Below are 13,057 nucleotides of genomic sequence, written 5' to 3' on the forward strand. Positions count from 1 at the left end.
GGTTTTAAGCTATCAAAAAAAGAGTGTTTCAGATCGTCGACAATGCGGGCATGAATTATCTGGACAGCATCAAGTGGGACGCGCAGGGGCTGGTGCCGGCGATTGCCCAGGAGCAGGGCAGCGGCGACGTGCTGATGCTGGCGTGGATGAACCGCGAAGCCCTGGAAAAAACCGTGGCTCTGGGGCGGGCGGTGTATTTCAGCCGTTCGCGCAACCAACTCTGGTTCAAGGGTGAAGAGTCCGGTCATGTCCAGACCGTGCATGAAATCCGTGTCGATTGTGATGCGGATGTGGTCCTGCTCAAGGTCACCCAGCTCGGACACACGCCTGGCATTGCCTGCCATACCGGGCGCCATAGCTGCTTTTTCAGCGTTCTCAAGGACGGGGTCTGGCAAGCCAGCGAACCGGTTCTGAAAGACCCGCAAACCATTTACAAGTGAACAACATGCCCGCAAGCCCTTCCTGTCCTGATGCCCTGGCCGCGTTGGCGGCGGTGATCGAGAGCCGCCTGCCGGCGCGTGGTGGCGACCCGCAGGCCAGTTATGTGGCGCGTCTGCTGCACAAGGGGCCGGATGCCTTCCTGAAAAAAATAGGTGAGGAAGCCACTGAAGTGGTCATGGCCGCCAAGGATGCCGACCACGGCGGTGACAAGGCCAAGATTGTTTATGAAGTGGCCGATCTGTGGTTTCACAGCATGGTGGCGCTGGCGCATTACGGCTTGAGTCCGGCGGACGTGGTGGCGGAACTGCAGCGGCGCGAGGGCACCAGTGGTCTGGAAGAAAAAGCCATGCGCAAGGTACTGGCGCGTGAGGGTGATTCATCTGGAGGATGACATGACTGAAGATGACACGCAGCAGGAGCGGATGCAGGCGTCTGTGGACCGCGTGGCGCTGGAGCGTCTCAATGCGCTGAACACCGTCGGCACCATCAGTTATGTGCTGCATCTGATCGTGGCGGTGGGGGCGCTGATCCCGGGCGGCCAGTTCGGCCCGGTGCTGCTGGTGGCGGCCCTGGTGCTGGATCTGGTGAAGCGTGATGACGCCCAGGGGACTTGGCACGCTTCCCACTTTCGCTGGCGCATCCGCACGGTCATCATCGCGGCGTTGCTGTATCTGGTGACCGCGCCGCTGTGGGCGTTGTTTTTGGTGCCAGGTTGGATCGCCTGGTTGTTGATTTCAGTCTGGTTCCTGTACCGTATCGTCAGTGGCATGGTACGCATGAACAAGGGCTTGCCGATGGAGTTGCCGACATGAGTGAACTTGCGTTGCACACGGACCCCGATTGTCTGTTTTGCAAGATTGTGGCGGGCAAGATTCCGTCCAGGATGGTGTACCAGGACGACGAGTTGTATGCCTTCCATGACATTCATCCCTGGGCACCGGTGCACTTTCTGCTGATTCCCAAACAGCATATCGCGTCCATGGCCCAACTCACCGATGCCCATGCGGCGATGATGGGACGCATGATGGTGCTGGTGCCAAAGTTGGCGCTGCTGGAGGGTTGTAATCCTTACCCGGCGGGGGGATTTCGCATGCTCAGCAACACGGGTGCCGAGGGTGGGCAGGAGGTGCACCACCTGCATATTCATGTCATGGGTGGCCCGCGTCCCTGGTTGCGGGGATAATCCGCGGCGTTGGGTACAGACGCAGCACTTGCCCGTCTAAAATTTCAATATTCGTTAGGAGATTCACGATGGGTTCTTTTTCTATCTGGCACTGGCTGATCGTTCTGCTGATCGTCGTCATGGTGTTTGGCACCAAAAAGCTCAAAAACCTGGGCAGTGACCTTGGCGGTGCGGTCAAGGGTTTCAAGGAAGGCATGAAGGACGGTGGTGCATCGGCTGAAGACAAACCGGCCGAGCCGTCCCAGGTCGCGGCCGCCAAACCGGCTGAAAAAACCACGATCGACGTGGAAGCCAAGCAGAAGTCCTGATGCCCCTGACTGGTTGGACACAGGGTTGGCATGATTGATCTGGGTATTTCCAAGCTGGCCATGATTGGCGCGGTGGCGCTGATCGTGATCGGGCCGGAGAAACTGCCGCGGGTGGCCCGTACCGTGGGCACCCTGATTGGCAAGGCGCAACGTTACGTGGGTGATGTCAAGGCCGAAGTCAACCGTGCCATGGAGCTCGATGAGCTCAAGAAGATGAAGCAGACGGTGGAAGACGCGGCGCAGGACGTGCAGCAGTCGATCCAGACCAATGCGGCCGACTTTGAAAAATCGTGGGCCGAGGCGACGGCCACGGCATCGGAAGGCATTGCCGACTACCGTCCCAGCTTGTCTGAGCCCGTACCCGAATACCGTCATCCCAAGAAAAACTGGCGCTTGAAACAGGGCGCCATGCCGAACTGGTACAAGGCCCGCGCCGGCGTGCGTACCAAGGCTTTGTCGGGGGCCGCCCGGGTGGCGCGCTTTCGACCGACCAAATCAAGTTAATGACAGATTCCTCCCAAAAAGAAGACGAGTTGGCCGGCACCGAGCAGCCGTTTGTGCAACACCTGGTGGAGTTGCGTGATCGCCTGGTCAAGGCCTTCATCGCCATTGCCGTGGTGGCGGTGGCCTTGGCCTTGTACCCTGGCCCCGGGGCGCTGTATGACATGCTGGCGGCGCCACTGGTGGCGCATCTGCCGGCCGGGGCCACACTGATTGCCACCTCGGTCATTTCCCCCTTCATGGTGCCGCTCAAGGTGATGCTGATGACGGCGTTCCTGATTGCCTTGCCGGTGGTGTTGTACCAGTTGTGGGCCTTTGTGGCGCCTGGCCTGTATTCCCATGAAAAAAAGCTGGTGTTGCCGCTGGTGGTGTCCAGCACGCTGCTGTTTTTTGTCGGGGTGGCCTTTTGCTACTTTTTTGTGTTCGGCCGCGTGTTTGCGTTCATCCAGAGTTTTGCCCCCAAAAGCATCACGGCGTCACCGGACATCGAGGCTTACCTGAGTTTTGTGCTGTCGATGTTTCTGGCATTTGGCCTGGCGTTTGAAGTGCCGGTGGTGGTGGTGGTGCTGGCTCGCATGGGCATTTTCAGCATCCAGAAGCTCAAGGATTTTCGGGGCTATTTTGTCGTGCTGGCGTTCATCATTGCCGCCATCGTGACCCCGCCCGACGTGGTGTCCCAGCTGGCGCTGGCGATCCCGATGTGCCTGCTGTATGAAATTGGCATCTGGGCGGCCCAAGTGTTCATCCGGCACACCAAGGCGCCGGATGAGGATGCTGCCACCAGTTCCTGAGAAAAGCCTACTGCGCCGGCTGCTGGCGCGGTCTGGGTCGGACACCGGGCGCAATCTGCAAGGTGGCTGCGCCTTGCTGGCGCTGGACTTCAAAGGCCACCGCTGCTGCGGGTTTGAGCGCCGCCACGCTGGTCAACAGCTCCGCCACATTGTGCACCTCCTGACCCGCCACACGGGTCACCACGTCGCCAGGTTTCATGCCGCCCTTGGCAGCCGGTCCGTTTTGCAGGACGCCAGTGATGATGACACCCTGGGTCGCGGCCACACCAAAAGTCTGGGCCAGCTCGGGGGTGAGTTCAGCGGGTTCGACACCGATCCAGCCGCGGGTGACCTGGCCGTCTTTCACAATGCCTTCCAGCACCATCTTGGCCGTTGATACCGGGATGGCGAATCCAATCCCCATGCTGCCGCCGGAGCGCGAGTAAATCGCGGTATTGATGCCCAGCAGGTTGCCATTGGTGTCAACCAGTGCACCACCCGAGTTACCGGGGTTGATGGCGGCATCGGTCTGGATGAAGTTCTCGAAGGTGTTGATGCCCAGATGGTTGCGTCCGAGGGCGCTGACGATGCCGCTGGTCACGGTCTGGCCGACGCCAAACGGGTTGCCAATGGCCAGCACCTGGTCTCCCACCTGCAAGGTATTGGAGTTGCCCAGCACGATCACCGGTAGGCGATCCAGCTGGATTTTCAGGACGGCCAGATCCGAATCGGGGTCGGTGCCGATGATTTTGGCATTGGTGCGTCGGCTGTCGTTGAGAATGACTTCAATCTCGTCGGCACCCTCCACCACGTGGTTATTGGTCAGGATATAGCCATCCGCACTGACGATCACACCGCTGCCCAGGCCGACCTGGGGCTGGTCCTGCTGGTCACCAAAAAAGAAACGGAACCAGGGGTCGTTGTCATGCGGACCCTGGCGGGCATTTTTGCTGGTGTTGATGCTGACCACCGCGGACGACGATTTTTGTGCTGCCTGCCGGAAACTTCCTGCCGGCACGGCACCCCCAGCCGCTGGCGGTGCCTCGATGACCGCAACCGAGCCGCTGCTCACACGTTGCGGCAGCCAGGCAGGCTTGAGCGTGCCAACGACAAAATAGGCGGCCAGCAACACGGTGACCGATTGGGAGAACAACAACCAGAAGCGTTTCATGGACAATGAGGAGGCAGCAGCCCCCAGAAATGAGGTTGAATCAAGGTGATGCCGCCGTTGGCAGGATGCCAGCGCAGCGAACAGGTCCAAGCTAATACGGCAGTTCGACTTAAATTGTAGGTGGCGCGCCTGATTTCAATGCCCAAGACCCGCACAACCCTCTATATTTTTCCGCAGGCACCCGACAAGCCGGCACTTGGCGCTGCTTGTAATGGTTGTGGTGTCTGTTGTTTGCTGGAACCCTGTCCCCTCGGGGTGCTGTTGTCGGGCCATCGCCGCGGGGCTTGTTCGGCTCTGCGTTGGCAGGCTGACGCTGGCATCTACCGTTGTGGAGCCATCGTGGCGCCGCAGGAGGTGCTGCAAGCGCGGCTGCCGTCCTGGTTGCATGGCGCCGGGTTCTGGTGGGGGTGGTTGTTGCGTCGATCGGCGCGGCGTTGGGTGGGTGCCGGTATCGGTTGTGATTGTGATGTGCAGGCCGAGCGGCTGCAGCCGTCGCCCGACGTCCCGGGGGCACAGGTGTAGCGCACGGTTCGCTGTGGCGCCCGTCCCTTATCATGGTGGCCCATGATGCACCGTGATGAACTTCTGGCAGTTTTTGATGGCTTGTTGCAGCCTGAGCGTTTTCGCGACTACGGCCCCAATGGCCTTCAGGTCGAAGGCACAACATTTGTGCGCAAGATCGTTTCTGGGGTCACCGCCAGTCGGGCACTGATCGAGGCGGCCATCACCGCTGGCGCGGACACCATTTTTGTCCATCATGGTCTGTTCTGGCGCGGGCAGTCCGGCTGCGTGACGGGCTGGATGAAACAACGCCTGGCATTGTTGCTGGCCCATGACATCAATCTGCTGGCTTATCACTTGCCGCTGGACGCCCACCCGGAGTTGGGCAACAACGCCCAGCTTGGCCTGAAACTCGGGCTGGTAGGTCAGTGCCGTTTTGGTGAGCAGGACCTGGGTTGGCTCGGTGAACGTGCTGACGGCCAGTCCTTTGCCTCGGTACACGACCTGGCAGATCACCTTGGTCATGTATTAAACCGGGCTGTAGCCCACGTTCATACGGGTGACGGTGCTATTAAAAAGATAGCTTGGTGCAGCGGGGGTGGGCAGAGCTATTTTGAGGCGGCCATCGCTGCCGGTGCCGATGCCTTTATCACTGGCGAAATGTCGGAGCCGCAGGCCCACCTGGCGCGTGAGTGTGGTGTGGCGTATCTGGCCTGTGGCCATCATGCCAGCGAGCGTTACGGCGCGCCGGCGGTGGCCGCCCATGTGGCCAGCCAATGCGGGCTGGCGCATGAATTCATCGAGATCGACAACCCGGCCTGAGTGCCATTTGAAAGTTCAGCCATGAAATTGCCCATCGCCATCACCCAGGGGGACGCTGCTGGCATTGGCCCTGAAATCATCGTCAAGGCGTTTCGTGACGCCCCGCAAGAGACGCAGGGCTGTTTTGTGGTGGGGGACGTTGCCAGCCTGCGCCGCGCGGCCCAGGTTGTGGCCGGCGGCGGGGTGCGCCTGCCGGTGGTAGAGCTGTCTGAAGCCGCGGAGGCTTGGCATTGCCCGCCGCGCTGTGTTCCCCTCTTGTCCATCGCCTCATCGGCAGCGTTGGCTGGCCTGCCGCCGGTGCCTTTTGGGCAGGTGAGTGCGCGTGCCGGGCAAATGGCCGGTGATTGTGTGGTGTGGGCTGCCAATGCGGCGCTACGGCGTGAGTTGGCGGCGCTGGTCACGGCGCCGTTGAACAAGGCCGCGTTGTCGCTGGCGGGGACGCCGTATGACACCTTTCCGGGACACACCGAGTTGTTGCAGTCGCTGGCGGCGGCCCATGCGGGTCAATCCATTGCGCAGTGGCCGGTGCGCATGATGCTGGCCAACGACGAGCTGCGCGTGGTGCTGGTCAGCATCCATGTGTCGCTGCGTGCGGCGCTGGCTGCGGTGACGTTTGACAATGTGCTGCAAACCCTGTTGATCACCCACCGGTCATTGCAGGCGGTGCTGGGACGCACGCCCCGCATCGGCGTGGCGGGCCTCAACCCCCACGCGGGGGAGGGGGGCTTGTTTGGTACCGAGGAGCAGGACATCATTGGGCCGGCCGTGGCTGCTGCGCGTTTGCAGGGGCTGCAGGTGAGTGAACCGCTGGCGCCTGATACGGTGTTCATGCGGGCACGCGCCAAAGCCGGTGAACCTGGTGAATTTGACGTGGTGCTGGCGATGTACCACGATCAGGGCCTGATTCCGGTGAAATACCTGGGGGTCGACAAGGGGGTCAATGTGACACTGGGCTTGCCGTTGGTGCGGACCAGCCCGGACCATGGCACGGCTTTTGATATTGCCGGCACGGGGCGGGCTGATGCGGCCAGCCTGATTGAAGCCATCCGCATGGCCCGGCAATTGAGCCAAACTTCGTAACAAAACAGCCGTTCAGCCCAGATAATTGTTGGTTATGTAGCTATATTTTTAGTAGCTATTTCTTGAGGTTATCCCTGATTTCGCGCAGCAGGAGCACGTCTTCTGGGGTGACGGGTGCAGCTGCAGGCGCTGGCGGTGCGGCTTTTTTCAGGCGGTTGATCTGTTTGATCATCATGAAGATGATGAAGGCCAGAATGGTGAAATTGACCGCCACCGTGATGAAGCTGCCATAAGCCAGAATGGGCACCCCGGCCTTTTTCAGGGCATCAAGTGTCATGGCGGTGCCTTCGGGGGCCTTGCCCAGGACGATGAACAGATTGGAAAAGTCGAGTTTGCCGAAAATGCTGCCAACCACGGGCATCACCAGGTCGTTCACCACCGAGTCGACGATTTTTCCGAAGGCCCCGCCAATGATGACCCCGACCGCGAGGTCCATGACGTTGCCTTTGACCGCGAATTCCTTGAACTCAGTCATCATGCTCATGGGGTTTCCTTTCTGAAATGGTTGCTAGAGGGTGTGAAGTATCGCGGAAGAGGGGCGGAAATGTCGGGCCGGAGGACCGTGTCCGTGCCCTGGCGGTCAGTTTCGTGACAAAGTAGCTCAGCTACAATCGAAAAGTTGTAATCTGTTGTGGTCTTTGTCATTGAGGATTCCCATGAGTGAAGCTCTTGCCGATAGCGGTTCGGTTGATGCCAGCAAGCGGACCTGGCTCATTGCATCAGGCTGTGCCGGTGCCATTGGTGGTGCGGCAGCTGTGGTGCCGTTTGTCAGTTCTTTCCAGCCTTCCGAAAAAGCCAGGGCAGCTGGTGCTGCTGTTGAAGCTGACATTTCAGCCCTCAAGCCCGGTGAAAAAATGACGGTGGAGTGGCGCGGTAAGCCGGTCTGGATTGTGCGGCGTACCCCGGAGCAGCTCGCAGCGCTGCCCAAGCTCGATGGTCAATTGGCGGATCCGGATTCGACGCGCAAACCTGAGGAGCAGGCGCCGGCTTATGCCCGCAATGCCACCCGATCGATCAAGCCGGAGTTCTTCGTGACGGTGGGGATCTGTACCCATCTGGGCTGTTCGCCGTCAGACAAGTTCCAGACCGGTGCGCAGCCTTCCTTGCCCGATGACTGGCAAGGTGGTTTCCTGTGCCCCTGCCACGGTTCCACCTTCGACATGGCGGGCCGGGTGTTCAAGAACAAGCCGGCACCGGATAACCTTGAAGTGCCGCCGCACATGTATCTCTCGGACACCAAGCTGCTCATTGGTGAAGATAAGAAAGCCTAAGGAACCATAACATGGCTGAATTTCACGAAATTTCTCCCAACGCCCCGGTGGCTGAGAAAGCCCTTAACTGGGTCGACAACCGGTTCCCGTTGTCCAAGCTCTTCAAAGAGCACATGAGCGAGTACTACGCGCCCAAGAACTTCAATGTCTGGTACATCTTTGGTTCCTTGTCGCTGCTGGTGCTGGTCATCCAGATCGTGACCGGCATTTTCCTGGTGATGCACTACAAGCCGGACGCCGCGTTGGCGTTTGGCTCGGTGGAATACATCATGCGGGACGTGCCTTGGGGCTGGTTGATCCGGTACATGCATTCGACCGGGGCCTCTGCTTTCTTTGTGATGGTTTACCTGCACATGTTCCGTGGTCTGATGTACGGCAGCTATCGCAAGCCGCGTGAGCTGGTCTGGCTGTTTGGCTGTGGCATTTTCCTGGCATTGATGGCTGAGGCCTTCATGGGTTATTTGTTGCCCTGGGGACAGATGAGTTACTGGGGGGCCCAGGTGATCGTCAATTTGTTCTCGGCCATTCCTTTCATTGGCCCAGATCTGGCGTTGCTGATTCGTGGTGACTTCGTGGTGGGTGATGCAACACTGAATCGCTTCTTCAGCTTCCATGTGATCGCTGTGCCGTTGGTGCTGCTGGGTTTGGTGGTGGCGCACATCATTGCCTTGCACGAAGTGGGTTCGAACAATCCGGATGGTGTTGAGATCAAAGCTACCAAAGATGCCAATGGCATTCCTCTGGATGGTGTGCCGTTTCATCCCTACTACACGGTGCACGACATTTTTGGTGTCAGTGTGTTCCTGTTTGTGTTCTCGGCCATCGTGTTTTTTGCGCCTGAGATGGGAGGATACTTCCTGGAGTACAACAACTTTATCCCGGCAGACCCGTTCCAGACGCCGTTGCACATCGCACCGGTGTGGTATTTCACGCCGTTCTACTCCATGCTGCGCGCTGTCACGACCGAGTTGATGTATGTGCTCATGGTGTGTGTGGTGCTGGGTGCTGGTCTGGCTGTGCTGAAGGTCAAGATGCCTGCTTTGTTCAAGGCCATCATTGTGGGCGGGGCGGTTGTGGTGCTGGCCATGATGATGTCCATTGACGCCAAGTTCTGGGGTGTTGTGGCCATGGGGGGTGGCGTGGTGATTCTTTTCTTCCTGCCCTGGTTGGACAACAGTGCTGTGAAGTCGATTCGTTATCGCCCTGATTGGCACAAATACCTGTACGCCGTTTTCGTCGTTGATTTTCTGGTGCTGGGTTATCTCGGTATGTTGCCGCCGTCAGTGATTGGTGGTCGGGTGTCTCAGGTCGGTACCCTGTTTTATTTTGGCTTCTTTTTGTTGATGCCCTGGTGGAGTCGCCTGGGAGCCTTCAAGCCCGTGCCGAGCCGCGTTACCTTCACGGCTCACTGATTCGGAGAATATTCATGACAACCATGGGTTTGACTAAAAAGATTTTGTCGGGACTGTTGCTGGTCTGCGGGATCAGTATGGTGGCACAGGCCAACACCGGTGGCCCGACTTGGGACAAGGCGCCGAACCGGATCAATGACATGGGTGCCTTGCAAAATGGTGCCAAATTGTTTGTGAACTACTGCCTGAATTGCCATTCGGCGGCGTTCATGCGTTACACCCGGCTGCAGGATATTGGTTTGACGCAGGATCAAATCAAGAGCAATCTGCTGTTGACCGATACCAAGATTGGTGACACCATGAAGGCGTCGATTGATCCTCGCCAGGCCAAGGCTTGGTTTGGCAATACACCGCCGGATTTGACCGTGATCGCTCGCTCAAGGGCAGGTGCCAATGGAACCGGTGCGGACTATCTGTACACCTATATGCGCACCTTCTACCGTGATGACACCAAACAAACGGGCTGGAACAATCTGGTGTTCCCGAATGTCGCCATGCCGCACGCGTTATGGGAGCTGCAGGGTGAGCGCAAGGCGGTGTTTGAAGCGGTCACTGCACACGGTCAAACAACACAGCAGTTCAAAGGCTGGGAGCAAGTGACACCCGGAGCCATGACGCCGGCTCAGTATGATCAGGCGGTGGGTGATCTGGTGAACTATTTGCAATGGATGGGGGAACCTGTCCAGACGACACGCCAGCGTGTTGGTCTGTGGGTCTTGATCTTCCTGGCCGGTTTTACTTTCATTACCTGGCGGCTGAACAAGGCCTACTGGAAAGACATCAAGTAACCGTATTCATCAGTTCGGGTGACACTCAGATGTGGCCCGAATCGCTCAGAGTGGAGTGGTGACAAGCCCTCCGCTCTTTTATTTTTTTAGGAGTTCCCACCATGATGGTGCTTTATTCGGGTACGACATGTCCTTTTTCTCATCGTTGCCGGTTTGTCCTTTTTGAAAAGGGCATGGACTTTGAGATCCGGGATGTTGACCTTTACAACAAGCCTGAAGATATCAGTGTGATGAATCCTTATGGGCAGGTTCCGATTTTGGTGGAACGTGACCTGATTCTGTATGAGTCCAACATCATCAATGAGTACATTGATGAGCGTTTTCCCCACCCTCAGTTGATGCCTGGTGATCCGGTGGATCGGGCTCGTGTACGACTCTTCCTTCTTAATTTCGAGAAAGAGCTGTTTGTTCACGTGTCAACGCTGGAATCGCGTTCGGCCAAGTCCAATGAAAAAATGCTGGAAAAGGCGCGGGCTCACATTCGTGATCGTTTGACCCAGTTGGCCCCCGTGTTTTTGAAAAATAAATACATGCTGGGTGAGGGTTTTTCGATGCTGGATGTGGCCATTGCGCCACTGCTGTGGCGTCTGGATTACTATGGCATTGAACTCAGCAAGAATGCCGCGCCGTTGCTCAAGTACGCCGAACGCATCTTTTCCAGGCCCGCCTACATTGAGGCATTGACGCCGTCCGAGAAGGTGATGCGCAAGTAAGCGAAGGTTCCATGAGCGATACATCAGAAACCGAGCCAACGTCGACTCGCCCCTATTTCATACGGGCGATGCATGAGTGGTGTTGTGACAATGGTTACACACCACACATCACAGTCGCCGTTGACCACTCGGTCCAGGTGCCGCGTGAATACGTCAAGGACGGTGAAATTGTGCTCAATGTCGGGTTGACTGCTACCGGTGGGCTGCAACTGGGCAACGACTACATTACTTTCAAGGCACGTTTTGGCGGCGTCGCCAGGGACATCATGGTCCCGGTGGATCAAGTCATTGCCATTTTTGCCAGAGAGAACGGGCAAGGCATGGCATTTCCCAAACCCAGCCGAATTGATCTTGCGCCTGTTGAGGCCGCAACTTGGCCTGAAAAAGATGACCAGAAGCCGGCATTTGCGGTGGCCAAGAGCGAGAATACAGCGGCTGGCGCAGAGGTTGGCATAGAGTCTGCCAGCACTTCGCCTGTTGCGCCGTCTGAAAGACCTGCTGGTGGTACAAAACCTGTTTTGAAACGGATCAAGTAACAGGTTTCACTGGCTCCAGTCATGTAAAATAAACCCAGTGCCGATTTAGCTCAGTTGGTAGAGCAACCGCCTTGTAAGCGGTAGGTCGTCAGTTCGAATCCGACAATCGGCACCATTTCTATTTTTCCCGGTTCACTTTAAGCCGGATGGCCTTGACCTCCAGGTTCTTGGCCTTCAGTCGTGTGGCAAAGTCCGGCAGAAGCTGGCGCAGCTTGGCTGCAGTCGTGTTGTTGCTCAGTAACAGGCACCATACGCCATCTTCAATCGGTCCGCACTGCACATGGCTTCGTAGTGCGGCCGGGATGAGCGGCTCAATGACCTTGAGCCTGTCTCGGGATTCCTCCTGTAATGCCATCAGCTTGGCCAATCCTGGGTTGTTCTGGCTGGCCTGGAGCAGGGTAAAGGGTTGATGTCGGCGTAGGTTCATGCGTTTGGATGGAGTAACAACAGATGCAATTGATCGTGACGGATGCTTGGCTGGCTAAGTCTCGCGCAGTCAGTCTGACCGGATGGCAACTCATCGCGGCGTTTGTGCTGAGTGCTTTTGTGCTGATGTTACTCACGCTTGGCCTGTATCACTGGGTATTTCTCAAAGGAGCGCGTGAAGGCTGGCCGGTGATCGGGTCCCTGGTCAGAATGGTGGCTAAGGATGATTTTGAACAGCGAGACCGTTTCCTGAGGGAAAATCTGGATGTCATGGCTCGCCGGTTAGGCGAAATGCAGGCCAAATTGACCCAGCTGGAATCTTTGGGGGAGCGGGTGTCTGGACTGGCCGGTATGACGCCTCCAGCAGCCAAGATGCTGCCGGGGTCAGGTGGTCCTCTGGTGGCTTCACATGCCTTGTCGCAGGAGGAAATCCTGTCTGTCATGACGGGACTGGAGCACTTGACGGACCAGCGCACCGACTTTTTCACCGGCCTGGAATCACAGTTGTTTGATCTCAAGATGAAACGCATGATGATCCCGACGCAACAGCCGGTTGCACAGCATGACGTGGGGTCTGCTTTCGGTTGGCGACTTGATCCACTCACGGGCCGCTCGGCCCTGCATACCGGGCTTGATTTCCCTGCGTCGACCGGTACCCCTGTTCTCGCCGCTGCGGGTGGTGTGGTGGTGGTGCAGGAATATCACCCGGAATACGGCAACATGATCGAAATTGACCACGGCAATGATCTGATCACCCGCTACGCGCATGCGTCCAAAATACTGGTCAAAAAGGGCGACCTGATCAAGCGGGGCCAAAAAATTTCAGAGATCGGGACCAGCGGGCGTTCGACCGGATCACACCTCCATTTTGAAGTGCTGGTTCGCGGCATCCCTCAGGATCCGCAAAAATTCCTGTCAGCCGGGCGGCAGGCTTCTGGTGTGCAGGTGGCAGCCATGGGGCGCTCCCCCGGGGAGCAGAAGCCACGTGTTGCCGTGCCTGGTGCTCAGTGACTTTTTCCCGGTCTGCGGCGCAAAGGTAAAATCGCCGATTCCAGCCTGCGCAGGGGTTTTCCCGGTGTGGGCTTGTGTTAATGCCGCTTATCCCCATTTCAGTTAGATTGTAAAAATAGGACA

General features: G+C 57.9%; 19 protein-coding genes and 1 tRNA gene. 17 read left to right on the forward strand and 3 right to left on the reverse strand.

Translation table 11 applies throughout. The features are described from left to right. The first annotated feature begins 50 nt into the window (after window positions 1-50). The 7 genes from hisI (at window position 51) to tatC (ending at window position 3,224) form a co-directional block, all read left to right on the forward strand. On the forward strand, window positions 51-440 hold the full coding sequence (gene hisI / locus PHW99_RS04345) for a phosphoribosyl-AMP cyclohydrolase (RefSeq protein ID WP_300174154.1): 390 nt from the start codon (window positions 51-53) through the stop codon (window positions 438-440). 5 nt (window positions 441-445) lie between these two features. Further along, window positions 446-832: a phosphoribosyl-ATP diphosphatase gene (locus PHW99_RS04350; RefSeq protein WP_300174156.1), complete on the forward strand. Its 387-nt coding sequence runs from the start codon at window positions 446-448 to the stop codon at window positions 830-832. 31 nt (window positions 833-863) lie between these two features. Beyond that, window positions 864-1,253 (forward strand): hypothetical protein, encoded by a 390-nt coding sequence (locus PHW99_RS04355; RefSeq protein ID WP_300174236.1) that lies wholly within the window; start codon window positions 864-866, stop codon window positions 1,251-1,253. Window positions 1,254-1,264: 11 nt separating this feature from the next. Further along, window positions 1,265-1,624, forward strand: a complete 360-nt coding sequence (locus tag PHW99_RS04360; protein ID WP_300174238.1) for a histidine triad nucleotide-binding protein — start codon at window positions 1,265-1,267, stop codon at window positions 1,622-1,624. Window positions 1,625-1,692: 68 nt separating this feature from the next. Beyond that, complete coding sequence (gene tatA, locus PHW99_RS04365; RefSeq protein ID WP_300174158.1) at window positions 1,693-1,932, forward strand: Sec-independent protein translocase subunit TatA; 240 nt, start codon at window positions 1,693-1,695, stop codon at window positions 1,930-1,932. 30 nt (window positions 1,933-1,962) lie between these two features. Continuing rightward, window positions 1,963-2,436: a Sec-independent protein translocase protein TatB gene (gene tatB / locus PHW99_RS04370; protein WP_300174160.1), complete on the forward strand. Its 474-nt coding sequence runs from the start codon at window positions 1,963-1,965 to the stop codon at window positions 2,434-2,436. Next, a complete protein-coding gene (gene tatC / locus PHW99_RS04375) occupies window positions 2,436-3,224 on the forward strand; it encodes a twin-arginine translocase subunit TatC (protein ID WP_300174162.1) in 789 nt (262 codons plus the stop codon). Before tatB ends, tatC begins: the two co-directional genes overlap by 1 nt. Before the next feature lie 7 nt (window positions 3,225-3,231). Here tatC and PHW99_RS04380 read toward each other — a convergent pair whose 3' ends face one another. After that, window positions 3,232-4,374 carry a trypsin-like peptidase domain-containing protein gene (locus PHW99_RS04380; RefSeq protein WP_300174164.1) on the reverse strand — a complete coding sequence of 381 codons (1,143 nt, stop codon included), beginning with the start codon at window positions 4,372-4,374 and terminating at the stop codon, window positions 3,232-3,234. A gap of 231 nt (window positions 4,375-4,605) precedes the next feature. Between PHW99_RS04380 and PHW99_RS04385 the strand changes: the two genes are divergently transcribed. The 3 genes from PHW99_RS04385 to pdxA are packed head-to-tail and all read left to right on the forward strand — an operon-like array spanning window position 4,606 to window position 6,777. Continuing rightward, window positions 4,606-4,896 carry a hypothetical protein gene (locus PHW99_RS04385; RefSeq protein WP_366913009.1) on the forward strand — a complete coding sequence of 97 codons (291 nt, stop codon included), beginning with the start codon at window positions 4,606-4,608 and terminating at the stop codon, window positions 4,894-4,896. A 42-nt stretch (window positions 4,897-4,938) separates the two neighbouring features. Beyond that, entirely contained in the window at window positions 4,939-5,697 is a 759-nt protein-coding gene (locus PHW99_RS04390) for a Nif3-like dinuclear metal center hexameric protein (RefSeq protein ID WP_300174168.1), read from the forward strand. A 21-nt stretch (window positions 5,698-5,718) separates the two neighbouring features. Next, complete coding sequence (gene pdxA / locus PHW99_RS04395) at window positions 5,719-6,777, forward strand: 4-hydroxythreonine-4-phosphate dehydrogenase PdxA (RefSeq protein WP_300174170.1); 1,059 nt, start codon at window positions 5,719-5,721, stop codon at window positions 6,775-6,777. A gap of 55 nt (window positions 6,778-6,832) precedes the next feature. Here pdxA and mscL read toward each other — a convergent pair whose 3' ends face one another. Continuing rightward, window positions 6,833-7,261 (reverse strand): large conductance mechanosensitive channel protein MscL, encoded by a 429-nt coding sequence (mscL, locus tag PHW99_RS04400; RefSeq protein WP_300174172.1) that lies wholly within the window; start codon window positions 7,259-7,261, stop codon window positions 6,833-6,835. A 172-nt stretch (window positions 7,262-7,433) separates the two neighbouring features. Here mscL and petA point away from each other — a divergent pair, with 172 nt between their 5' ends. The 6 genes from petA to PHW99_RS04430 all read left to right on the forward strand — a co-directional run bounded on the left by petA (window position 7,434) and on the right by PHW99_RS04430 (window position 11,612). Beyond that, window positions 7,434-8,048: a ubiquinol-cytochrome c reductase iron-sulfur subunit gene (petA, locus tag PHW99_RS04405; protein ID WP_300174174.1), complete on the forward strand. Its 615-nt coding sequence runs from the start codon at window positions 7,434-7,436 to the stop codon at window positions 8,046-8,048. 11 nt (window positions 8,049-8,059) lie between these two features. Next, window positions 8,060-9,460, forward strand: a complete 1,401-nt coding sequence (locus PHW99_RS04410) for a cytochrome bc complex cytochrome b subunit (RefSeq protein WP_300174176.1) — start codon at window positions 8,060-8,062, stop codon at window positions 9,458-9,460. A 77-nt stretch (window positions 9,461-9,537) separates the two neighbouring features. Next, window positions 9,538-10,248 carry a cytochrome c1 gene (locus tag PHW99_RS04415; RefSeq protein WP_300174240.1) on the forward strand — a complete coding sequence of 237 codons (711 nt, stop codon included), beginning with the start codon at window positions 9,538-9,540 and terminating at the stop codon, window positions 10,246-10,248. Window positions 10,249-10,349: 101 nt separating this feature from the next. Further along, a complete protein-coding gene (locus PHW99_RS04420; protein WP_300174178.1) occupies window positions 10,350-10,961 on the forward strand; it encodes a glutathione S-transferase N-terminal domain-containing protein in 612 nt (203 codons plus the stop codon). An 11-nt stretch (window positions 10,962-10,972) separates the two neighbouring features. Further along, a complete protein-coding gene (locus tag PHW99_RS04425) occupies window positions 10,973-11,497 on the forward strand; it encodes a ClpXP protease specificity-enhancing factor (protein WP_300174180.1) in 525 nt (174 codons plus the stop codon). Window positions 11,498-11,536: 39 nt separating this feature from the next. Beyond that, window positions 11,537-11,612: transfer RNA gene (locus PHW99_RS04430), tRNA-Thr, on the forward strand. 3 nt (window positions 11,613-11,615) lie between these two features. Here PHW99_RS04430 and PHW99_RS04435 read toward each other — a convergent pair. Next, the gene (locus tag PHW99_RS04435; RefSeq protein WP_300174182.1) at window positions 11,616-11,924 is read right to left on the reverse strand and encodes a hypothetical protein; all 309 of its coding nucleotides are present in this window, start codon (window positions 11,922-11,924) and stop codon (window positions 11,616-11,618) included. A 23-nt stretch (window positions 11,925-11,947) separates the two neighbouring features. Between PHW99_RS04435 and PHW99_RS04440 the strand changes: the two genes are divergently transcribed. After that, a complete protein-coding gene (locus PHW99_RS04440; protein ID WP_300174184.1) occupies window positions 11,948-12,934 on the forward strand; it encodes a M23 family metallopeptidase in 987 nt (328 codons plus the stop codon). Window positions 12,935-13,057 lie beyond the last annotated feature (123 nt).

The organism is Rhodoferax sp. (genome assembly GCF_028689305.1).
GTDB lineage: Bacteria > Pseudomonadota > Gammaproteobacteria > Burkholderiales > Burkholderiaceae_C > Rhodoferax.